At 71.5% G+C, this 21,461-nt stretch carries 20 protein-coding genes; 6 read left to right on the top strand and 14 right to left on the bottom strand.

The features are described from left to right. Positions 1-45 precede the first annotated feature (45 nt). Positions 46-591, bottom strand: a complete 546-nt coding sequence (locus BDK63_RS00700; protein WP_183329386.1) for a nickel-binding protein — start codon at positions 589-591, stop codon at positions 46-48. Beyond that, a complete protein-coding gene (locus BDK63_RS18615; RefSeq protein WP_183329385.1) occupies positions 588-2,885 on the bottom strand; it encodes an AfsR/SARP family transcriptional regulator in 2,298 nt (765 codons plus the stop codon). The genes BDK63_RS00700 and BDK63_RS18615 overlap by 4 nt, the downstream gene beginning before the upstream one ends. Before the next feature lie 210 nt (positions 2,886-3,095). Between BDK63_RS18615 and cysK the strand changes: the two genes are divergently transcribed. Then, positions 3,096-4,592, top strand: a complete 1,497-nt coding sequence (cysK, locus tag BDK63_RS00690; protein WP_183329384.1) for a cysteine synthase A — start codon at positions 3,096-3,098, stop codon at positions 4,590-4,592. 65 nt (positions 4,593-4,657) lie between these two features. Further along, entirely contained in the window at positions 4,658-5,380 is a 723-nt protein-coding gene (locus BDK63_RS00685; RefSeq protein WP_183329383.1) for a carboxymuconolactone decarboxylase family protein, read from the top strand. Between the two features lie 5 nt (positions 5,381-5,385). Here the strand turns inward: BDK63_RS00685 and BDK63_RS00680 are convergent, their stop codons facing one another. Next, entirely contained in the window at positions 5,386-6,594 is a 1,209-nt protein-coding gene (locus BDK63_RS00680) for an MFS transporter (protein ID WP_183329382.1), read from the bottom strand. A gap of 167 nt (positions 6,595-6,761) precedes the next feature. Here BDK63_RS00680 and BDK63_RS00675 point away from each other — a divergent pair, with 167 nt between their 5' ends. Both BDK63_RS00675 and BDK63_RS00670 read left to right on the top strand, forming a co-directional pair. Beyond that, positions 6,762-6,944 carry a hypothetical protein gene (locus BDK63_RS00675; RefSeq protein ID WP_183329471.1) on the top strand — a complete coding sequence of 61 codons (183 nt, stop codon included), beginning with the start codon at positions 6,762-6,764 and terminating at the stop codon, positions 6,942-6,944. Between the two features lie 96 nt (positions 6,945-7,040). Then, positions 7,041-7,304, top strand: a complete 264-nt coding sequence (locus BDK63_RS00670) for a hypothetical protein (RefSeq protein WP_183329381.1) — start codon at positions 7,041-7,043, stop codon at positions 7,302-7,304. Positions 7,305-7,349: 45 nt separating this feature from the next. Here the strand turns inward: BDK63_RS00670 and BDK63_RS00665 are convergent, their stop codons facing one another. The 8 genes from BDK63_RS00665 to BDK63_RS00630 form a co-directional block, all read right to left on the bottom strand. Next, positions 7,350-8,456 carry a pyridoxal phosphate-dependent aminotransferase gene (locus tag BDK63_RS00665; protein ID WP_183329380.1) on the bottom strand — a complete coding sequence of 369 codons (1,107 nt, stop codon included), beginning with the start codon at positions 8,454-8,456 and terminating at the stop codon, positions 7,350-7,352. Between the two features lie 33 nt (positions 8,457-8,489). Continuing rightward, positions 8,490-8,936 carry a GNAT family N-acetyltransferase gene (locus BDK63_RS00660; protein WP_183329379.1) on the bottom strand — a complete coding sequence of 149 codons (447 nt, stop codon included), beginning with the start codon at positions 8,934-8,936 and terminating at the stop codon, positions 8,490-8,492. Next, entirely contained in the window at positions 8,933-9,862 is a 930-nt protein-coding gene (locus tag BDK63_RS00655) for a DMT family transporter (RefSeq protein WP_183329378.1), read from the bottom strand. Before BDK63_RS00655 ends, BDK63_RS00660 begins: the two co-directional genes overlap by 4 nt. Positions 9,863-9,871: 9 nt before the next feature. Continuing rightward, positions 9,872-11,266 carry an FAD-binding oxidoreductase gene (locus BDK63_RS00650; RefSeq protein WP_183329377.1) on the bottom strand — a complete coding sequence of 465 codons (1,395 nt, stop codon included), beginning with the start codon at positions 11,264-11,266 and terminating at the stop codon, positions 9,872-9,874. Between the two features lie 31 nt (positions 11,267-11,297). Next, positions 11,298-12,938: an ABC transporter ATP-binding protein gene (locus BDK63_RS00645; RefSeq protein ID WP_183329376.1), complete on the bottom strand. Its 1,641-nt coding sequence runs from the start codon at positions 12,936-12,938 to the stop codon at positions 11,298-11,300. A gap of 3 nt (positions 12,939-12,941) precedes the next feature. Then, the gene (locus BDK63_RS00640; protein ID WP_183329375.1) at positions 12,942-13,778 is read right to left on the bottom strand and encodes an ABC transporter permease; all 837 of its coding nucleotides are present in this window, start codon (positions 13,776-13,778) and stop codon (positions 12,942-12,944) included. Continuing rightward, positions 13,775-14,752, bottom strand: a complete 978-nt coding sequence (locus BDK63_RS00635) for an ABC transporter permease (protein WP_183329374.1) — start codon at positions 14,750-14,752, stop codon at positions 13,775-13,777. The genes BDK63_RS00640 and BDK63_RS00635 overlap by 4 nt, the downstream gene beginning before the upstream one ends. Positions 14,753-14,860: 108 nt before the next feature. Continuing rightward, a complete protein-coding gene (locus BDK63_RS00630) occupies positions 14,861-16,441 on the bottom strand; it encodes an ABC transporter substrate-binding protein (RefSeq protein WP_183329373.1) in 1,581 nt (526 codons plus the stop codon). A gap of 168 nt (positions 16,442-16,609) precedes the next feature. On the opposite strand from BDK63_RS00630, the gene BDK63_RS00625 reads away from it, so the two are divergent. After that, entirely contained in the window at positions 16,610-17,308 is a 699-nt protein-coding gene (locus BDK63_RS00625; RefSeq protein ID WP_183329372.1) for a GntR family transcriptional regulator, read from the top strand. 79 nt (positions 17,309-17,387) lie between these two features. Here BDK63_RS00625 and BDK63_RS00620 read toward each other — a convergent pair whose 3' ends face one another. Further along, positions 17,388-18,314: a hydroxymethylglutaryl-CoA lyase gene (locus tag BDK63_RS00620; RefSeq protein WP_183329371.1), complete on the bottom strand. Its 927-nt coding sequence runs from the start codon at positions 18,312-18,314 to the stop codon at positions 17,388-17,390. A gap of 26 nt (positions 18,315-18,340) precedes the next feature. Further along, the gene (locus BDK63_RS00615) at positions 18,341-19,546 is read right to left on the bottom strand and encodes a CaiB/BaiF CoA transferase family protein (protein ID WP_183329370.1); all 1,206 of its coding nucleotides are present in this window, start codon (positions 19,544-19,546) and stop codon (positions 18,341-18,343) included. A gap of 151 nt (positions 19,547-19,697) precedes the next feature. Here BDK63_RS00615 and BDK63_RS00610 point away from each other — a divergent pair, with 151 nt between their 5' ends. Then, entirely contained in the window at positions 19,698-20,597 is a 900-nt protein-coding gene (locus BDK63_RS00610; RefSeq protein ID WP_183329369.1) for a LysR family transcriptional regulator, read from the top strand. On the opposite strand, the gene BDK63_RS00605 is transcribed toward BDK63_RS00610, so the two are convergent. Next, on the bottom strand, positions 20,572-21,345 hold the full coding sequence (locus BDK63_RS00605; protein WP_183329368.1) for an SDR family NAD(P)-dependent oxidoreductase: 774 nt from the start codon (positions 21,343-21,345) through the stop codon (positions 20,572-20,574). The two genes, BDK63_RS00610 and BDK63_RS00605, sit on opposite strands and share 26 nt — an antisense overlap. Positions 21,346-21,461 lie beyond the last annotated feature (116 nt).

Here is a 21,461-nt window from a genome sequence, read left to right as displayed (position 1 = left end):
GTGCGAGGGGCGCGTGGGACCCAGCGTGGGAGGTGCCGTGGTTTTTCAGCGGGCGGCAGTGGAATTTTCCGGGAGAGGCCTGACGTGCCGGAAGGCCCAGGCCCGCTCCAGCGGCATGCCCGCCAGGCGCTGGGCAAGGCGCACCGATTCGGCATCCGGCGACCGGTAGAGACAGAGCATCCGCCGCCGGTCCAGGGCGAAGCAGGTACGCACGAAGCACACCCGGTGGTTCTGCAGGCAGGCCGCCCCGGCATCCTCGATGGCCTGGATCGCCGCCAGGGTGACCGGCGCGGGGAAGGTGCGCTCCACCAGCACGTTGGCCGCCAGCGGGCCCTCGCCCGGGGCGTCGTGGAGCGTGCCCGCCCAGAGCCGCTCGACCTCGGCGCCGGCCTGGCGCAGCCCGATACGCGCCGACTCGGTATCCCGCGCCCGGAAGTGGCAGACCAGGCGGTGGCCATCCCGGGCCAGCAGGCTGCCCTGCCACTGGACCCGGTGGAGGTCCAGGCAGGCGCCGGCCTCCAGGGTCAGCTGCCTGACCAGGTCGGGGGTGACCGGCGTCGGCAGCTGTCGCTCGAGGAACAGGTCGATCATGGCGCCCCCTCCACGTCGCCCCTGGCCTCGGCGGTGGCCAGCAGGGCGGCGACGCGTCGGCGGGCCCAGTCGCCCGCCGGCGGGTGCAGCAGGCCGGCGGCTGCCCGGGCGTGGCGGTCGGCGTCGGGCAGGTCGCCCAGCGCCCGGCTGGCGGCGGCCAGCACCCCGTGGGCCAGAAGCTGCTCGCTGCGCCGTTCCAGGGCCAGGGCGTGGCTCAGGGCCTCCGCGGCGGCCGAGTGCGCCTCGCTGGGATGGCCGCGCTCCAGGTGGTGCAGCGCGGCGCGGTTCAGCACCCAGGCCAGGCGATGCCTGGCGTCGGCATCGCGCAGGGCGCCGAGGGCATCGTAGAGGGGGGCGGGGTCGTCGTCCGTGACCAGGCGGCAGAGGCCCAGGGCGGCCTGGGCGAAGGGCGCCTCGCTGCCGTCGCGGAGTCGTTCGCCCAGCAGCAGCAGCGCCCGGCAGCGCGAGAGCGCCTGGGCGGGCTGCCCCTGCTCGATGGCCATCATCATCAGCGCCTCGTTGGCCTGGAACTCTCCGAGCCGGTCCCCGCTGGCCTTGCACTGGGTGCGGGCCTCCTTGAGGGCCGATTCCGCCTCGGCCTGGCGCCCCGCGTGCCAGGCCAGCAGCCCCTCGGCCATGGGCAGGGCCGGGGGGCGCATGTGGCAGCGGCTCGCCAGCCCCCGGGCATCGGCCAGCCGGGCGCGGGCCTGATCCAGGTCGCGCTCGAGCATGGCCAGGCAGCGGGCGGTCTCGGCCATGGCGATCACCTGCTCGGCGTCGTCGGCGCAGCGCGTCACGCGCTCCGACTGGAGGGCCTCCTCGCGGGCATCGGTCCACTGGCCGTGCGCCCAGAGGATGTGGCTGGCCAGGTGGTAGCCCAGCCTGGCGTGGGCCAGGGCACCGTGCTCCAGGGCCTGCTCGGCCAGGGTCACCACCGCCGTGGCGGTAGTTTCCCAGTCGGCCAGGGGGGCGGCACTGATCAGGATCTCACGCAGCTCCAGCAGCAGGCAGACCCGCCGCACGTCGGGGAGGCGCTCGGCCAGGGCGAGCCCGCGGTCGGCGAGGCGCCGGGCTTCGTCGTTGGCGAAGAAGCGCAGGCAGAGCCGCCCGGCACCGACCAGGGCGGCGGCGGCGAGGTCGGGGTCGCCGCTGCATTCGGCGTGCCGGACGAGGGCGGCGGCGTGGTCGAGGTCGCAGACCGCCGCCAGGGCCAGGCTGTCGGCGACCCGGCGATGCATCATCTGCCGCCGCGCCGGCGAGAGGGTCGCATAGACCGCCTCGGCCAGTTCGGGATCGCCGAAGTCCAGGCCCCCTTCGCCGATGGCCAGCAGCCCGCGCCGTTCGGCCGCCTCCAGGGCGGCACCGATGCGACCGCTGGCCAGGCCCGTGTAGCGGCCCAGGGCGGAGACCTCGATCTCGGGGGCGAGCACGGCGGCCCAGCGAATGACCTCCAGGGCGTCCGGGTCGAGCCCGGCGAGCCGCGCCTCCACGCCTGCCTCGCCGGGAGCGGTCGGCACGGGCGGCGCGCTCTCAAGTGCGTCCTCCGGCGCAGGGCCGTCCGATGGGGAGGGGGGCTCGATCCTTGTTCGGCGGGCCCGCGGCAGGGCGCCGGTGACGGGAATGCCGGCCTCCCCGAGCAGCCGCAGGCCGAGCCGGTATTGCTGCTCGGCCTCCCGCGGCCGGTGCAGCGCCTGCAGCAGGCCGACCAGCCGGGCGTGAGCCGCCTCGTCGAAGGGGGTGAGCCTGACCAGCGCCTGGGCGTGGGGCAGGGCCCGCTCCGGGTGGTCCCGCAGCCGCTCCGCCAGCGCGGTCAGCAGCCGGGCCTGGGCGCGCATGGCGCGCTCCCGCTCGGCCAGGCACCAGCTGTGGAAGTCATGGAAGCCGGGCAGGTCGAGGCCTTCCAGCAGGGGGCCGCGATAGCGCACGGCGGCGGCCTCGAGGCTGGTGGTATCGGCCTCGGCCAGCTCCCCGGCCACCAGGCGCTGCAGGTTCAGCACGTCGATGTCCACGTCGGAGACATCCAGGCCGACGGAGAGCCGGTCGGTGATGAGCCGGCACCGTTCCGGGGTATCCACCAGCCGCCGCAGCTTGGAGAGGCTCCAGCGCAGCGACCCGCGCGGGTCGTCGGGCAGCTCCCAGAACAGCTCGCAGAGGTGTTCGCGGCTGAAGGGGCGGGCATGCAGGGCGAGGTAGGCGAGCAGGGCGCGGGTCTTCCGCGAGGGGGGGAGCGCCACAGGCTGGCCGTCCCGACGGAGTTCGGGGTCGCCCAGCAGGTTGAGGGTCAGCGCGTTCATCTCTCGCCCCGGGTGGCAGCGCCACGCCAGTGACAACCTGTTCAGTATAGTCCGCCCGGCGCCGGCTCTCCGGCCTCACTCTCGCTTTTTCCACGCTGGTGCACCGGAGGCGAGGCGCAAAAACCACGCTGGCTCACACGCCCGCTCTCCCGGCGCCCGACGATGCTTGGCGGGTACCCCCTCCCAGACAACAAGCGCAGGAGAGACCCCATGGCACGCCACGACAGCATCCTCGAGACCATCGGCGGCACGCCGCTGGTGCGGCTCGCCCGGCTCGCCCCGCCGGACATCCACCTCTATGCCAAGGTGGAGGCCTTCAACCCCATGGGCTCGGTCAAGGATCGCATGGCACTGGCCGTGATCGAGGCGGCCGAGCGCCGCGGCGAGCTGCGCCCCGGCCAGACGGTGATCGAGGCCACCAGCGGCAATACCGGCATCGGGCTGGCCATGGTCTGCGCCCGCAAGGGCTACCCGCTGGTGGTGACCATGGCCGAGAACTTCAGCGTCGAGCGCCGCCGGCTGCTGCGCTTCCTCGGCGCCCGGGTGGTGCTGACCCCGGCGGCGGAGAAGGGCAGCGGCATGCTGGCCAAGGCCATCGAGCTGGCCGAGACCCACGGCTACTACCTGTGCCGCCAGTTCGAGAACCCGGCCAACGCCGAGGTGCATCGCCGCACCACGGCCCGGGAGATCCTCGACGACCTCGCGGGCGAGCCACTGCATGCCTGGGTCTCCGGGTTCGGTACCGGCGGGACCCTGCAGGGCGTGGCCCGGGTGCTGAAGGACGCCGACCCGGCGACGCGGATCGTGGTGGCCGAGCCGGACAACGCGCCGATGCTGGGCAGCGGCCTGGCCCAGCCCCGCGGCCGCGATGGGTCGACGGCCAGCCATCCCGGCTTTCGTCCCCACCTGATGCAGGGCTGGAGCCCGGACTTCATCTCGCCGCTGACCGAGCAGGCCGTGTCGGCCGGCCTGGTGGACGAGGTGATGCCGGTGGCCGGAGCCGAGGCGCTGCGCCTCGCCCGGGAGCTGGCGCGTCAGGAAGGCATCTTCGCCGGCATCTCCAGCGGCGCCACCCTGGCGGCGGCGCTGGCGGTGGCCCGGCGCTCGCCGCCCGGCAGCCGCATCGTCTGCATGCTGCCCGATACCGGCGAGCGCTACCTCTCGACCCCACTCTTCGAGAACATCCGCGACGAGATGGACGACGAGGAGCTGGCCCTGTCGCGCTCCACGCCGGGGTATCGCTTCGATGCCCGCCCGGCGGTGCCGCCCGCGACGAGCGTCGCGAGACCGCCGGCAGCGGACGTCGATGCCGAGGCCGTGGCCTTCGTCGACCAGGCGATCGCCTCGGCGCCGGTGGTGATGTTCGCCCTGGAATGGTGCGAGTTCTGCTGGTCGGCCCGCAAGCTGTTCGCCCGGCTCGGCGTCGAGGTGAGCAGCGTGGATCTCGATTCGGTGGCCTGCCAGGCCGGCGATATCGGCGGCCGGGTGCGACCGGTGCTGGCGGTGCGCACCGGGGCGGCCACCATCCCGCAGATCTTCGTCGGCGGGCGCCTGGTCGGCGGCTGCAGCGAGCTGTTCGAGGCGTGGCGGGATGGCTCGCTGACCGAGCGCCTGGCGGCCTGCGGCATCCGCGTCGATGCCGAGGCCGCCTTCGACCCGGACGAGCTGCTGCCCCGCTGGCTGCACCCCCGAGCCGAGACGGCATAGGCGCGCCCCCCAACCACGCCGCCCGGCGGGCCCGGGCCGGCGACCCACTTGCAGGAGCGCAAGCCATGACCTTCATCCACACCATCCCGCCCGAGCAGGCCGACGAGGCGGTCGACGAGATGTACCGGCGCCAGCAGGCGCACTTCGGCTACCTGCCCAACTACGCCCGGGCCTTCAGCCATCGCCCCGAGGTGATGGCGGCCTGGGCGGCGCTGCTGGCCAGCATCCGCCGGCACGTCGCGCCGCGGCGCTTCGAGCTGGCGACCCTGGCCGCGGCCAGCGTGCTGGGCAACAGCTACTGCGCCCTGGCCCACGGCAAGGCGCTGGGCCAGTGGCTCGATGACGAGATGGTGGCGACGATCGCCCGGGGTGGCGAGCCTGGCGGCCTCGACGCCGCGGAGCGGGAGCTGCTGGCGTTCGCGCGCCGGGTGGCGGGCGATGCCAGCCGGGTCACCGGCGATGACGTCGCGCGACTGCGGGAGAGCGGATTGACCGACGCCGAGATCTTCGACCTGGTGGCGGTGGTGGCGGGGCGGGCCTTCTTCACCAAGGTGCTCGACGGCCTGGGGGTCGAGCCGGACGCCGCCTACCGCGAGCTCCCCGACCCGCTGTGCGAGGCCCTTACCGTGGGACGGCCGATTGCGGGGCGGGACCCCGAGGCAGGGCAGGGCTCAGCACAGTCGGCTGCCCAGCAGCAGCTGGGCGGCATCGAGATGATGCCAGCCCCACCAGACCAGGGCGAGAGCCAGGGCGGTGAGGAGCGCGGCGGCCAGCGTCAGCCGGCGTGAGCGGCTCATGCCTCGGCCTCCGCCGGGGCGGGGCGGTCGACCGGCCGCTCGCTGATGAACCAGTGCAGGGCGGCGGCCACCACCGAGAGCAGGATGGCGATGTTCCAGACCACGTCGTAGTCGCCGTGGATATCGTAGAGCAGGCCCCCCAGCCAGACCCCCATGAAGGAACCGAGCTGGTGGAAGAGGAAGACGATGCCGCCCAGCATGGAGAGGTGCTGCACCCCGAACACCGAGGCGACGATGCCGTTGGTGAGCGGCACCGTGGAGAGCCACAGCAGGCCCATGGCGATGCCGAACAGGTAGGCGCTGGCCGGGCTGAGGGGAGCAACCAGGAACAGGGTGATAACCACGCCGCGGATCAGGTAGAGCCAGGTGAGCAGGCGCGGCTTGGCGTAGCGCCCGCCCAGCCAGCCGGCGGCGTAGGTGCCGAAGATGTTGAAGAGTCCCACCAGGGCCAACACGGTGCTGCCCACCTGCACGGCGATACCGCTGTCGAACAGGTAGCCCGGCAGGTGCACGCCGATGAACACCACCTGGAAGCCGCAGACGAAGAAGCCCAGGCAGAGCAGCCAGAAGCCGCGATGGTTGGACGCCTCGGTGAGCGCCGCGCCCAGGCTGATATCGCCGGCGGCCTTGGCCGAGGGGCGGTCGCGCAGCATGGCCCCGAGCGGCAGCATCAGCGCGGCGATGGCGCCCATCGCCAGCAGTGCCGCGGACCAGCCCAGCCAGCCCAGCAGCCCCAGGGTGCCGGGCAGCATGGCGAACTGGCCGAAGGAGCCGGCGGCGCTGACGATGCCCATGGCCATGCTGCGCTTCTCCGGCGCCACGGCGCGCCCCACGGCGCCGAGGATCACCGAGAAGGTGGTGCCGGAGAGGCCCAGGCCGATCAGCACGCCGGCGGAGAGGGTCATGCCCAGTGCCGACTCCGAGACTCCCATGAACAGCAGGCCCAGCGCATAGAGGGCGCCACCGGTCACCACCACCCGGGCGGCGCCGTAGCGGTCGGCCAGGGCCCCGGCGAAGGGCTGGGAGAGCCCCCAGAGCAGGTTCTGCAGGGCGAGGGCGAAGGCGAACACGCCGCGGCCCCAGCCCAGCTCCGAGCTCATGGGCTCGAGGAACAGCCCGAAGCCGTGGCGCAGGCCCATGGCCAGGGTGACCACCAGGCCGCCGAGCACGATGATGAGAAGGGCGTGGCGACGTACGCTGTCCATGGGAATCCCGTTTGCAGACTAATGGCTATCACTATCGCCGCTCGCCGGCGGATTGGCTACTGTCTCCAGTTGGCGACGCGCTTGTCGCCGCCTTGCCACATGGGAGGGTGGCGGCCGCTTGGCTAGAATGGACGCCGGAAAATCCCCCACGACAACAAGGAGGTCCCATGTCACGGCGCCTGTGGTTTCCCCTCGTGCTGGTCGCCGCCAGCCTGGTCATGGCCGGCTGCAGCTACACCCCCGCCCGCATCAAGTCCGAGCCGCTGATCGTCATCGATGACGACCGGGGCGGCTACTCGCGCGGCGGCTACTTCTGCCCGCCGGGCCAGGCCAAGAAGGGCCGCTGCTGAGGCCCGCCAGAGGCCACCGTCAAGATGTTGACGGCACACGAGACCGAACCGGGAACGAAGGGAGCTCATCCACCGATTGCCCTGCGAGGTAACCCCATGAGGACTCCCGCTCGTCTGAGCCTGCTGGCCGTGGTGGCCGCCACCCTGACCCTGGCGGGATGCAGCTATACCCCCGCCCGGGTGGAGACACGGCCGCTGATCGAGATCGACGGCGACAGAGGCTATCGCCACTATCGCGGCGACGATCGCTACTACCGGGATCGCTATCGCCACCGCCGCGTGGAGCGTCACTACCACTACGATGATCGCCGCCGCCGAGGCTTCTGTCCCCCGGGACTGAAGATGCAGGGCCGCTGCTGAGACCCGGAGCGCCTGCCGCACCGCCCTCGGGCGGTGCGCTCACGCTCAGCGTCCGGCCAGGGCCTGCTCCAGGGTGGCGAGGCGCCCCGGGACCAGGGCGTCCGCCACGGCGGTGATGCGCAGCACATGGCCCAGCGCCGGGTCGGCGGGGCGGGCGATCAGCTTGCCTTCGTCGAGCAGGGCCTGGTGGACCCGGCCGGCCAGGTCGGCATCGGCCAGGCGAATACCCACGAAGTTGGTGGCGCTGGGCAGAACGTCGGCGCCCAGGGCGCGGAAATGCGCTGCCAGCCGCTCCCGGCGCTCGCGCACCGCGGCGACGTGGGCGTCCACCTCGTCGGGGGCGTCGAGCACTGCCTCGGCGGCGGCCTGGGTCAGCGTCGATACCGCATAGTGGATCCGCACCTTCATCATCACCGCAAGCGTCTCCGGCTCGGCGATGGCGTAGCCCACCCGCAGCCCCGCCAGGCCGTGGGCCTTGGAGAGGGTGCGCAGGCGGATCACCCCGGGCAGCACCCGGCGGCCGAAGTCGCCGTCGGCATCCTCGCGGAAGTCGTGGTAGGCCTCGTCCAGCAGCAGCCAGCAGTCATCGGGTAGCGCCTTGCGCAGTGCCATCACGGCGTCGTCGCCATGCAGGTGGCCGCCCGGGTTGTCGGGGTTGGCCAGGTAGACCAGCCGTGCCTGATGGTCATGGGCGGCCCGGGCCAGGGCCTCCAGGTCAGGCGCCAGGCGGCCGGGGCCCTCGTCGTAGGACACCTCCACCAGCCGGCAGCCCTGGCCACGGGCGAAGTAGCCGAAGGTGGGGTAGGTGCCGGTGGTGCTCACCACCGGCAGGCCGGGCTCGGCCACGGCGCGCAGCGCCAGGGCGATCAGGCTGTCGGCGCCGGCGTCCACCAGCATCGCTTCCAGGGGAATGCCCTTCTGCTCGGCCAGGCGCCGGCGGATGCCCAGCGCCTCGCTGTCGCCGTAGCTGTAGACGTGGGCGGCCATGGCGTCGCCGAAGCGCTCGCGCAGGGCGCGGTGGGGCATGTCGAGCCCCTCGTTGGAGCCCAGCTGGTGGGGGATCTCGCGGCCCAGGCGGCGCTCCAGCACGCGCACTCCGGGAAAGGGGTTGTCGGGGCCGTCACCGGTCAGGTGGTCGGGGAATCGCGGCATGAAAAACTCCCGGTCGGTGGTCGTCGAAGGGTGTCAGGGTTCGAGCTGATAGGTCAGCCAGTCGGTGCGGGTGGCGTGGCGATCGTAGACGCCCCGCGCCCGGTAGTTGGCTTCCCTGGTGATCCAGCGCACGAAGGGCCAGCCCCGGCGGTGGGCCTCCTCGCGCAGGGCATCGAGCATCGCGTCCACGGCCCCGCTGCCGCGATGGGCCGGGTCGACGAACAGGTCGTCCAGGAACCCGATGCGGGTGCCCCGCAGCGGCGAGGGCATGGGGCGGAAGTGCATCAGGCCGACGGCCTCGCCGTCCGCGTTGCGCGCCAGTCGGCCGTGGAAGGGCTCGTCCGGCGACTGGATCCATCCCCATACGGTATCAAGGATCGCGGCGTCCATGGGCATGCCGTAGTACTCGGCATAGCCGTGATAGAGGCGCTCCCAGTCGGCGCGATCGGCGGCGGTCGGTGAGGCGAGGGTGAGGGTCATGGTGGGGCTCTCCGGTTGAGCATGACGATGGCCACGGCGGCCAGGGTCAGCAGCAGGGCGAGGAAGACCTTGGCGCTCAATGGCTCGCCGAGCAGCAGGATCGCGCTCGTGACGCCGACGGTCGGGATGATCAGGGTCGAGATGGTGGCCTGGGCGATGGTCAGCCGGTTGACGTTCATGAACCAGAGCATCTGGGCCAGGGTGATCGAGAACAGCAGGTGGTAGCCCAGGGCCAGCCAGGTGCTCGGCCGCCAGGCGGCCGGCGGTGGCGGTGACTCCCAGGCCACCATCATCACGACCATGGGTATTGCGCAGATCGCGAACTGCCAGCCGGTGATCACCACCGCATGGCTCTGCCAGGCGCCGCGCTTCTTGATCAGTACCGTGCCCAGCGCCCACGAAAGCGCTGCGCCCAGCATGATCAGAGGCCCCGTCAGCCCCTGGGAGCCGCCGGCCAGGGCCGCGGGGCCCAGCAGCACCAGCAGGCCCGCCTGGCCGCAGGCCAGCCCGAGCCACTGGCGCCCGGTGATGCGCTGGCCGAGCAGCCACCACCCCAGCAAGAGGGCCCAGCAGGGCATGGTGAAGGCGATGATCGCGGCCTGGGAGGTGGGCATCCTGAGCTGGGCGAAGGCCGTGGCCAGGTTGAAGCCGAGGATCGTGAACAGCCCGGTGGCGATGAGCCACGGCCACTCCTCGGCCGATACGCCCAGCGGCAGGCGCCGCCAGCGGGCCCAGGCCAGCAGCAGGAGTGCCCCCGTCGTGAAGCCGATCGCCCGCAGGGTGAAGGGCGGCAGGTCCATCAGGATGAAGCGCACGGCGGGCCAGTTGCCGCCCCAGAACAGCCCGATGGCCGCGATCAGCGCCGCGGACCCGAGCAGCGGGCGCGCCTCGGTCGCCAGCCGAAAGCGCTGTGCCAACAGGCGCATGCCGGCGGCTCAGCCTGCCCCGTGGGGCAGCACCTTGTGGCGATTGAGCAGCCCCAGCGGGTCCAGCGCCTGCTTGAGGGTGCCCATCAGCGCGATCTCCTCCGGGGTGCGGGAGATCGCCAGGTAGTCGCGCTTCTCCAGCCCGATGCCGTGCTCGGCGGAGACCGAGCCGCCCAGTTCGGCCAGCGGGGAGTAGACCATGGCCTCCACCGCGGCGCGGGTCGCCGGCGCCTTGTCGCCGACGCCTACCGACAGGTGCAGGTTGCCGTCGCCCAGATGGCCGAAGGTCACCAGCCGGCCCTCGGGCCAGCGCCGGTGCAGCGCCGTCTCGAGGTCCGCCACGTAGCGCTCCATGGCGGCGATGGGCAGGCTGACATCGAAGGTGAAGAGCGGCGAGAGGGCCTGGATCAGCCCCTCGATGTCCTCGCGGATGGCCCAGATGCCCTGGCGCTGCTGGGCCGATTGGGCGAGCACGGCGTCGTCGATCAGCGCGGCCTCCAGGGCGTCCTCCAGGGCCCGGGAGAACTGGGCGGCGTGGGCGTCCGGGTCGGTGCCCAGGGACTCCAGGATCACGTAGAAGGGGGCGTCGGTGGCCAGCGGCGGCGGGTGTCGGCCGCTCTCCTCGGTGAGCAGGCGATAGTGGCTCTGCCACATGGCCTCGAAGGCCGCCAGGCTGCCGCCCAGCGCCCGCCCCATGTGACCGAGCAGCCCGGTCAGCGCCGCGAAGCTCGGGCAGGCCACCAGCGCCGTCTGCACGTCCGGGGTGGGGGGCTGCAGGCGCAGCACCGCGCGGGTGACGATGCCCAGGGTGCCCTCGCTGCCGATGAACAGCTGCTTGAGGTCGAAGCCGGCGTTGTTCTTGAGCATGTGGTTCATGGAGCTGACCACGCGGCCGTCGGCGAGCACGGCCTCCAGCCCCAGCACCTGCTGGCGCATCATGCCGTAGCGGATCACGCGGATGCCGCCGGCGTTGGTGGCGATGTTGCCGCCGATGGTGCAGCTGCCGCGGGCGCCCAGGTCGAGGGGGAACTGCAGGCCCACCGCCTCGGCCGCCTCCTGGACCCGCTGCAGCGGGGCGCCGGCCTGGGCGGTCAGGGTGCCGCCCACCGGGTCGACCGACTCGATGGCGCTCATGCGCTCCAGCGAGATGGCCAGCTCCTCCGGGGCGGCCTCGGCGCCGTGGACCAGGCCGGTCAGGCCGCCGTGGGTGACCACCGGCTGGCGGGCCGCATGGCAGGCGCGCATCACCGCGGCCAGCTCGTCGGTGGAGCCGGGCCGGACGATGGCGCCGGCGCGGCAGGGCGCGCCGGTGAGCCAGTCGACCCGGCGCGCCGCCACGTCGTCGCCGACCAGCACGTTGGCCGGGCCAATCCGCTCGGCGATCTCCTTCAGCAGGGCATCCATTCGTTCCCTCGTCTCCTTGTGGGTGAGCCTGTCAGGCATCGGCGAGCTCGTGCTCGCGGCCGGGGATGGCGTCGAGCAGCTCCCGGGTGTAGGCCTCCCGGGGGGCCAGGAAGACATCCCGGGCCGGGCCCTGCTCGACGATGCGGCCGTGCTGCATGACGATGATGCGGTCGCAGATCTGGGCCGCGACCCGCAGGTCGTGGGTGATGAAGAGCAGCGACAGCGACAGCTTCTGCTTGAGCTCCTCGAGGAGCTCGAGGATCTGGGCCTGGATCGAGACGTCCAGGGCCGAGACCGCCTCGTCGGCGACGATCAGCTCGGGGTTCAGGGCCAGCGCCCGGGCGATGCCGATGCGCTGGCGCTGGCCGCCGGAGAACTCGTGGGGAAAGCGGTCGGCGGTGCCGCCGAGCCCGACCAGCTCCAGCAGCTCGTCGGCCCGGGCCAGCGCCTTGCCCCTGGCCACGCCGTTGGCGATGGGGCCCTGGGCAATGGCCATCCCCACCCGGGTGCGGGGGTTCAGGGAGGCGTAGGGATCCTGAAAGATCATCTGCACCCGGTGGCGCTCGCGGCGCAGCGCCTCGCCCGTGAGGTGCATGAAGTCGGTGCCGGAGAGGCTCAGGTGGCCGCTGTCCGGGCGCTCCAGGCGCACGATGCAGCGGCCCAGGGTCGACTTGCCGGAGCCCGACTCGCCGACGATGCCGATGGTCTCGCCCTTGACCAGCGAGAAGGAGACGTCCCGCAGGGCATGCACCTCCCGGGCCGGCTTGAAGAGCCCGCCCCTGGAGCGGAACACCTTGTTGAGCCCGGTCACCTCGAGCAGGGCGGTATCGGTCTCGGCGCCGCGGGCCTCGGGGATCACGTCGCTGGGAATCGCCTCGATCAGCGCCCGGGTGTAGGCGTGGCGGGGATGCTTGAGCACCGTCTCGGCGTCGCCGAGCTCGACGATCCGGCCGTGACGCATCACGCAGACCCGGTTGGCGACCTCGGCGACCACGCCGAAATCGTGGGTGATGAACATCACCGACATGTCCCGGCGGGCCTGGAGGTCGCGGATCAGCTCGAGGATCTGGGCCTGGGTGGTGACGTCCAGCGCGGTGGTGGGCTCGTCGGCGATCAGCAGCTCCGGCTCCAGCGCCAGGGCCATGGCGATCATCACCCGCTGGCGCTGGCCGCCGGAGAGCTGGAAGGGGTAGGCGCGGATCGCCTTCTCGGGCTGGGGAATGCCCACCTCGGTGAGCAGGGCCAGCGCCTGTTCCTGGCGCTCCCGGGCGTTCAGTCGGCCATGGGCCTCGAAGACCTCGGCGATCTGGGCGCCCACCCGCATCAGCGGGTTCAGGGCGGTCATCGGCTCCTGGAAGATCATGCCGATACGCAGCCCGCGCAGCTGGCGGTGCTGTTTCTCGGTGAGGCTGAGCAGGTCCTGGCCGTCGAACAGCGCCCGGCCGCCCACCGGGCGCACCCCCTTGGGCAGCAGGCCCATGATGGCGTTGGCGGCCATGGACTTGCCCGAGCCCGACTCGCCCACCACGCAGAGGATCTCGCCGCGGGCGACGTCATAGCTGACGTCCTCCACGGCGTGGTCGCGGTCGGCCCCCGCGGGCAGGGCGATGGTCAGGTTTCGCAGGCTCAGCACCGGCCCGGGTGAGGTGGTGTCAGTGGCTGTCATGGGCATTCCTCACGAGCGCTCGCGGGCGAGCTTCGGGTTCAGGGCGTCGTCGAGGCCTTCGCCCACCAGGTTCAGGGCCAGCACGGTCAGCAGGATCGCCAGCCCCGGGAAGAAGCTCAGCCACCAGGCCTGGCGGATCACCGTGCGCGCCGCGCCGATCATGTAGCCCCAGGACATCACGTTGGGGTCGCCCAGGCCCAGGAAGGAGAGGGCGGACTCCAGCAGGATGGCGGTGGCCACCATCAGCGAGGCGAGCACGATGATCGGCGACAGGGTGTTGGGCAGGATCTGGCGCAGGATGATGGTGCGGTTGGTCTGGCCCACCAGGCGCGCCGCCTCCACGTACTCGCGATGGCGCAGCGACATGAACTCGGCGCGCACCAGGCGCGCCACCGGTGGCCAGCTGACCAGGGCGATGGCCAGCACGATAGAGGTGACGCTGGGCTGCATGATCGCCACCAGCACGATGGCCAGGGCGAAGTTGGGGATGGTCTGGAAGAACTCGGTGAAGCGCATCAGGGCATCGTCGATCAGGCCGCCGTAGTAGCCGGCCACGGCCCCCAGCGGCACGCCGATGGCCAGCGCCACCACCGTGGAGACCAGGCCGATCAGCAGCGAGACCCAGGCGCCGTGCATCAGCCCGGCGGCCACGTTGCGGCCCATGGTGTCGGTGCCGAGCCAGAAGCCCTCCACCTCCATGGGCGCCAGGAAGGGGCGCTGCACCATGCGCCAGGGCGACTCGGGATAGAGCACCGGGGCCAGCAGGGCCATCAGGATGATCGCCACCAGGATGATCAGCCCGATCAGGGCGCCGCGGTTCTGGGCAAAGCGGGCGAAGAAGCTCATGACCCCTCCTTGATGCGCGGGTCGGCTAGGCGATAGACCAGGTCGGTGATGATGTTGAAGACGATCACCAGGGCGGCCGAGAAGAAGAAGATGCCGAGCAGCAGGTTGTAGTCGCGCTGCATGAGCGCCTCGTACATCAGCCGGCCGATGCCGGGCCAGGCGAACACCGTCTCGGTGAGGATGGCGCCGCCGACCATCTGGCCGGCCTGGAGGCCCGCCAGGGTGATGATCGGCAGCAGGGCATTGCGCAGGATATGCCGTCGCTGGATGACGCCGGGCGAGAGCCCCTTGGCGCGGGCGGTCTTGACGTAGTCCTGCTGGCTGGCCTCGAGCATCGAGGCGCGGGTCATGCGGGTGTAGATGGCCATGAAGAACAGCGCCAGGGTGGTGGCGGGGAGGATCAGGTGCTTGCCGACGTCCAGCACCATCGCCAGCCCCGTGTGGCCGGCGCCCACCGTGACCATGCCGTAGGCCGGCAGCCAGTCCAGATAGACCGAGAACAGTACCACCGCCATCAGCGCGACCCAGAACAGCGGGGTGGCGTAGAAGACCAGGGCCAGCGCCATGATCAGCGAGCCGGAGGGCTTCTTGACGCGGGCGGCGGCCAGGGAGCCAGCGACGATGCCCAGCGCCAGGGACAGCACGAAGGCGGTGCCGGTGAGCAGCAGGGTGGCGGGCAGGCGGGCCAGGATCAGGTCCAGCACCGGCATCTGCTGGCGATAGGACCAGCCGAAGTCGAGCATGGCGATGCCCGAGACGTAGCGCCACAGCTGCACGTGGAGCGGCTGGTCGAGGCCGAAGCGCTCGCGCAGCTGGCGCAGGAACTCCTCGTCGGTGGCGCCGGCCTCGCCGGCCAGGATGGCGGCGGGGTCGCCCGGCGCCATCTGGATCAGGAAGAAGTTGAAGATGACGATCAGGAACAGCACGACCACGGCCTTGGCGAGCCGTGACAGGATCAGTCTGGCATAGAGCATGGGGTTCCCTCGGCGGGGGATGGGGCGGCTCGGGGAGCCGCCCCGCGTCGTCAGTGGAGCCTGGTCGGGTGCGGGGGTGCCGGCCGCCAGCGGCGGCCGGCAGGTCCCTTACCGGTCGAGCCAGGCGTCGCGGAAGCCCTCGTTGACCCCGACGCTGGAGTTGATCAGGTCCTTGACATCGCAGCGGTAGAGGGTCGGAAAGCCGAGCTCGAGCAGCCAGCCCACCGGGACATCCTCGTGGAGGATCTCCTGGACCTCGTGGTAGAGGGCCTCGCGCTCCTCGTCGGGGAAGGCGGTGGCGGCGGCGTTGAACAGCTCGTCGACGCGCTCGTTCTCGTAGCCCTCGACGTTGTTCCAGGGCGAGCCCTTCTCGATGTTGCTGGAGAGGTAGGTGCGCGAGATACCCAGCGCCGGGTCGCCGTACTGGTAGAGGAAGGTGAAGGCCAGGTCGTAGTCCCACTCGGAGAGGCGCTGGTTCCAGCCGCCCACGTCGGTGGCCTGGGTGCGCACGTTGACCCCCACTTCGCGCAGGTTCTGCTGCACGGCCTCGGCCCAGCGGGTCCAGGTCTCGCCGTAGGGCAGCGGCAGCAGGCGGACCTCCTCGCCGTCGTAGCCCATCTCCTCGAGCAGCTCCCGGGCGCGCTCCGGGTCGTGATCGTAGGGCTCGAGGCCGTCGTGCTGGAAGCGGGCGTTGGAGCCGAAGGAGGAGAGCGGCACGTTGCCCAGGCCGTTCCACAGCACGTCGCGGGCGAACTCGCGGTCCATGGCGTACATCACCGCCTGGCGGAAGCGCCGGTCGGCGGTGGGCCCTTCGCGGTTGTTCATCCACAGCATGGCGAAGGGGCTGAAGTACTCGTGGCCCTCGTCGGTGATGCAGACGTTGTCCATGGCCGAGATGCGCGGGATATCGAAGTTCTCGATGGTGCCGTTGGGCAGCACGTCCACGGTGCCGTTCTCGAAGGCCACCGCGCGGGAGGCGCCGTCGGGGATGATGTGCCAGTTGACGCCGTCGAGGTAGGGCAGCCCCTCCTCGTAGTAGTCGTCGTTGCGCACCAGCTGGATCACGGTGCCGCGGTCCCAGTTGTCGAACTTGAAGGGACCGGTGCCGATGGGGTGGTTGTTGGCCGGGTTATCGCGGAAGTCGGTGCCCTCGTAGATGTGCCTGGGCACCATGGTGAAGGTGCCGGCCTCGAAGGAGATCAGGAAGGGGCCGAAGGGCTCCTCGAGGGTGAAGACCACGGTGTGGTCGTCGGTGGCCTCGATGGAGGCGATGTGCTGCAGCACCGCCCGGGCACTGGGGTTGAGCTCGCGGTGGAAGACGTCGGCGGAGAACACCACGTCGGCGGCGGTGAAGGGCTCGCCATCGTGCCAGGTGACCCCCTCGCGCAGGTGGAAGGTCCAGGTCAGGCCGTCGTCGCTGGTCTCCCAGGACTCGGCCAGCTGGGGAATCGGCTCGAGGTCCGTGGTGTAGCGCAGCAGCCCCTCGTAGATGTTGCCGGCCACGGTGCGGGTCGGGGCGTTCTGGATCATGCCCAGCACCAGGCCGGGCGGCTCGGGCTGGATGATGGTGTTGAGGGTGCCGCCCGTCTTCGGTTCGTCGGCCAGGGCCGCCGTGGAGAGGGCCGTGGTGGAGAGGGCCGTGGTGGAGAGTGCCGCCGCGGCGATGGCGATGGCCAGTGGAGTCTTCATGGTGCTGTCCCCCGATTGTTGCGGTTGTTGTTCGGTACGAGAAGCCACCTGAATGAACCTAGCAGCGACCTGGCAAACTGTCGACAGTCGGCAATCGACGGTCGACAACTCCGCAGTGTCGGCCATAATGAGCGCAGTCTGGGTCAAAGTCCGAGGGGTGGTGCAGGGATGTCCGAGTCGCAGAGCGAGGGTTTCAGGGCGATCCGGTCGCCCAACCTGGTCGACCAGGTGGCCGATCACCTCACCGAGGCGATCATCGCTGGGCGCTTCATCCCCGGGGAGCGGCTCTCGGAGGTGGGGCTGGCCCGTGCGCTGGGGGTCAGCCGGGCCCCGATCCGCGAGGCCGCCAGGCTGCTGGAGAGCCGGGGGCTGCTGGTGTCACAGCCGCGCCGCGGCTTCTTCGTGCGGGCCCTGGACGCGGGCGAGCTCGAGGACATCTTCGACCTGAGGCTCTGCCTGGAGCGCCACGCCATGGAGCACCTGGCCCACGCCTGCTCGGCCGAGGCCCTTCGGGCCCTTCACCGCCAGGTCGAGGTGCTCTGCGAGGCCGCGGCGAGCGGCAGCGAGAGCCGGCGCATCGAGGAGGACCTGGCGTTCCACCGCATGATGATCGCCGCCGTGGGCAACCGCCGGCTGCTCAAGGGCTTCGACGACCTGGCCCACGAGCTGCGCCTGTGCATCACCCTGATCACCAAGACCCACGAGGACCCGGACACCATCGCCGACTGCCACCACCTGCTGCTGGACGCCCTGGCCAGCGGCGACCCGGCGCGCTGCCGGGAGGCGATCGATTACCACATCGGCGTGGCGCGGGACTACGTGGTGCGCGGGGTCGTCGAGTCGCGCGCCGAGACCCTGGCACACTAGCCTGACGACCCCGCGCCCTTCCGTGATGGCCGGCCGGTATCAGCGGGCCGGCATGGGCGCCGGCATCAGCGGGCCGGCATCAGCGGGCCGGCATGGGATAGCGCCGGTCGGCCTTGCCCGCCTTCACCACCTGCCCCGGCGTCTCGTGCCCCACCAGCTCGGGCAGGGTGGCCGAGGCGGCCAGCAGGGCGTCCAGGTCGACGCCGGTCGCCACCCCCATCTGCTCGAACATGTGCACCAGGTCCTCGGTGCAGACGTTGCCCGTGGCCCCGGGGGCATAGGGACAGCCGCCGAGCCCGCCCAGGGAGGCGTCGAAGCGCGTGATACCGGCCTGCCAGGCGGCCAGGGCGTTGGCCAGGCCCATGCCGCGGGTGTTGTGGAAGTGCAGGGTGAAGGGGATGCCCGGGAAGCGTGCCTGCGCCGCCTCGCAGAGGCGGGCCACCTGGGCCGGGTTGGCCATGCCGGTGGTGTCGCAGAGGGTCACCCCCTGCACGCCCAGCGCCAGCTGGCGTTCCACCAGCGCGAGTACCCGGGCCTCGGCCACCGCGCCCTCAAAGGGGCAGCCGAAGCTGGTGGAGAGCGAGGCATTGATGAAGAGCTCCCGGCCCTGTGGGTGGGCGCGCACCGCCTCGACGATGGCGGCGAGCTGCTCGAGGGACTGCGCCGATGTCATGCGCAGGTTGGCCAGGCCGTGGGAGTCGCTGGCCGACATCACCAGGTTGATCTCGTCGACGCCGGCGGCCAGCGCCCGCTCGGCGCCCTTGAGGTTGGGCACCAGCACGGTGATGCCCACCCCCGGCCGGCGCGTGATGCCGGCCACTACCTCGGCGGCGTCCGCCAGCGCCGGGACCGCCTTGGGCGACACGAAGGAGGTGGCCTCGATGCGGGCCAGCCCGGTGGCGGAGAGGGCGTCGATCAGGCGGATCTTCGCCGCGGTGGGCACGAAGGTCGCCTCGATCTGGAAGCCGTCGCGGGGGGCCACCTCATTGATCTGCAGCTGGGTCATGATGGAAATCCTGGGTCGGTCGGGGGTCAGATGATGCCGGCGTCGCGCAGCTTGGCGCGGGTCGCCTCGTCGATGCCCAGCTCGTCGAGCACCTCCTCGGTATGGGCGCCGAGGGCGGGCCCGCCCTGGCCGAGGCGCCCGGGGGTGGCGCTGAGCTTGGGCAGCACCCCGGGCACCTTCAGCGGCCGGCCGTCCGGCCGGGTGAACGACTGGATCATCTCCCGGGCGAGGTAGTGGGGGTCATGGGCGATGTCGGCGGCGGTGTAGGGGTAGCCGGCCGGCACCCGGGCCTCGTCCAGGGCGGCGAGGATCTCGTCGCGGCCGTGCTGGCGGCTCCACGCCTCGATGGCGGCGTCGATCTCCGCGGCGCGGCGGGTGCGGCCGTCGTTGTGGGCCAGTTCGGTATCCTCGGCCAGCTTGGGGCGGCCGATCACGCTCATCAGGCGCTTGAAGATGCTGTCGCCGTTGCCGGCGATCAGCACGTAGTCGCCGTCCCGGGTGCGATAGGCATTGGAGGGCGTGATGCCGGGCAGGGCGCTGCCGCTGGGCTCGCGGACCTGGCCGCTGGCGTCGTACTCCGGCAGCAGGCTCTCCATCATGGCGAACACCGACTCGTAGAGGGCGACGTCGATCTCCTGGCCCTGCCCGCTGCGGTGCCGCTCCTGGAGGGCGAGCAGGGTGCCGATCACCGCGTAGAGCGCGGAGAGGGAGTCGCCGATGCTGACGCCGACGCGCACGGAGGGCTCGCCGGGCTGGCCGGTCAGGTAGCGCAGGCCGCCCATGGCCTCGCCGATCACCCCGAAGCCCGGCTTGTCGCGGTAGGGGCCGGTCTGGCCGTAGCCGGAGACGCGCACCATGATCAGCCCGGGGTTGGCGGCCGACAGCGCCGCGTAGCCCAGTCCCCACTGCTCCAGGGTGCCGGGGCGGAAGTTCTCGACCAGCACGTCGGCATCGGCGGCCAGCCGCCGGACCAGGTCCTGGCCCTCGGCGGTGCGCAGGTCCAGCGAGACCGAGCGCTTGTTGCGGGTCTGGACATGCCACCAGAGCGAGGTGCCGTCCTCGATCATTCGCCATTTGCGAAGGGGATCGCCGGTGCCCGGCGGCTCGATCTTGATCACGTCGGCGCCGAACTCGCCCAGCAGCTTGGTGGCGAAGGGGCCGGCGATCAGCTGGCCCAGCTCGATCACCTTCAGCCCGGCCAGGGGGAGCTGGCGTGTTTCCGGGGTCGTCATGGGGGAGACTCCTTGTGCGGTCTTGGGCCTATCATGGGGCATGGACCCGGCGGCCTGCCATTAGGCAATCGACAAGCTTGGTTTCGTGGAACACGAACCTGCGGGTATAGTGCCGCGATGTCGTTCGTCGATCCCTTCACCCGGGGGCCCCATGCGCCGTTTCGATTTCCTGACCCTGAAGCTGTTCGTCACCGTGGCCGACGAGGGGCGCCTGACCGCGGCGGCCGAGCGCGAGCACCTGGCGCTGGCGGCGGTGAGCAAGCGCATCAGCGACCTCGAGGCGCTGGTCGGCACGCCGCTGCTCTACCGGCGCTCCCGGGGCGTGCAGCTGACGCCGGCCGGCCAGGCCTTCCTGCACCATGCACGGCGCATCCTGGAGGACGTCGAGCGCCTCCACGCCGAGCTCAGCGAGTACGGCGAGGGCATCCGCGGCCATGTGCGCATCCACTCCAATACCTCGGCGATCATCGCCTTCCTGCCCCGCGACCTGAGCGACTTCTCGCGGGACTACCCGCAGATCAAGCTGGACCTGCAGGAGCGGGTCAGCAGCGAGGTGATCGCGGCGGTGCGCGACGGCCTGGCCGACCTGGGGATCTTCGCCGGCCACGTGCCCGCTCAGGACCTCCAGGTGATGCCCTATCGCAGCGACCGGCTGGTGCTGGTGACGCCCCGCGACCATCCCCTGGCGGAGCGCGAGTCGCTGTGCCTCCACGAGGCCACCGAGTACGACTTCGTCGGCCTGCAGCAGGACGCCTCGCTGCAGTCGCTGCTCCACGAGCAGGCCAGCCGCGCCGGCCGGACGCTGCGCATGCGCATCCAGGTGCGCAGCTTCGACGCCATCTGCCGGATGATCCACCACGGCATGGGGGTCGGGGTGCTGCCCCAGCGCACCATCTACCGCGACCTGCGCGACCTGGCGCTGTGCAGCATCTCGCTGGCCGACGATTGGGCCCGGCGAGAGCTGGTGATCGGCATGCGCCGCTACGAGACGCTGCCGGTGACGGCTCGCCACCTGGTCGACCACCTCATCCGTCGTCGCGAAGCACCGTGAAGGGCGACCACTGCTGGCAGAGCGGGGCGACCTCCAGCCGGGTGATGTTGACGTGGGGCGGCAGCTCGGCGATATGCAGGGCCTGCTCGGCCACGTCGCGGGGCTGCAGCGCCCGGGTGCCGCGGTAGTAGTCGCCGACCACCGAGGCGTCGCCCTTCATGCGCACCAGGGTGAATTCGCTCTCGGTCATGCCCGGGGCCAGGTCGGTGACGCGCACTCCTGCGGCGCTGACGTCGCAGCGCAGGTTGTAGCTGAACTGCTCGACGAAGGCCTTGGTGGCGCCGTAGACGTGGCCGCCGGGGTAGGGGGTGTGCCCGGCGATGGAGCCGATGTTGATCACCGTGGCCCCGGGGCCGGTGGCGATGAGCCGCGGCAGCAGCAGGCGCGTCACGTTGACCAGGCCCTTGATGTTGGTGTCGATCATGCGGTGCCAGTCGGCGAGCTCGGCCTCCTGGGCCGGCCCCTTGCCCAGGGCCAGGCCGGCGCTGTTGATCAGCAGCCGCACGGCGGCGAAGGGGGCGGGCAGGGCATCGATGGCGCGGGCCGACGCGTCAGGGTCGGCGACGTCGAAGGGAGCCACGTGCACCGGCACGCGCTCGCCGATCGCCTGCTGCAGGGCCTCGAGCCGCTCGCGGCGTCGCCCGGTCAGCACCAGCGACCAGCCGGCCTCGGCGAAGCGGTGGGCGCAGGCCTCGCCGATACCCGAGGTGGCGCCGGTGATGAAGGCGACGGGGCTGGCTTCGTGCATGATGAACCCTCCAGGCAGTCGGTTGGCGTCACAGTGTGGCTACCTCGCATTGGGGGCTCCGGAATAGTCGCCGGGGTATCCTCCTTTGGTCGTAACGGGCACGGTACCCGCCGACA

The sequence above is a fragment of the Halomonas campaniensis genome, assembly GCF_014193375.1.
Lineage (GTDB): Bacteria > Pseudomonadota > Gammaproteobacteria > Pseudomonadales > Halomonadaceae > Halomonas > Halomonas campaniensis.
Note: the sequence above shows the minus strand (reverse complement) of the source record. Positions and strands in the feature narration are given on the sequence as shown.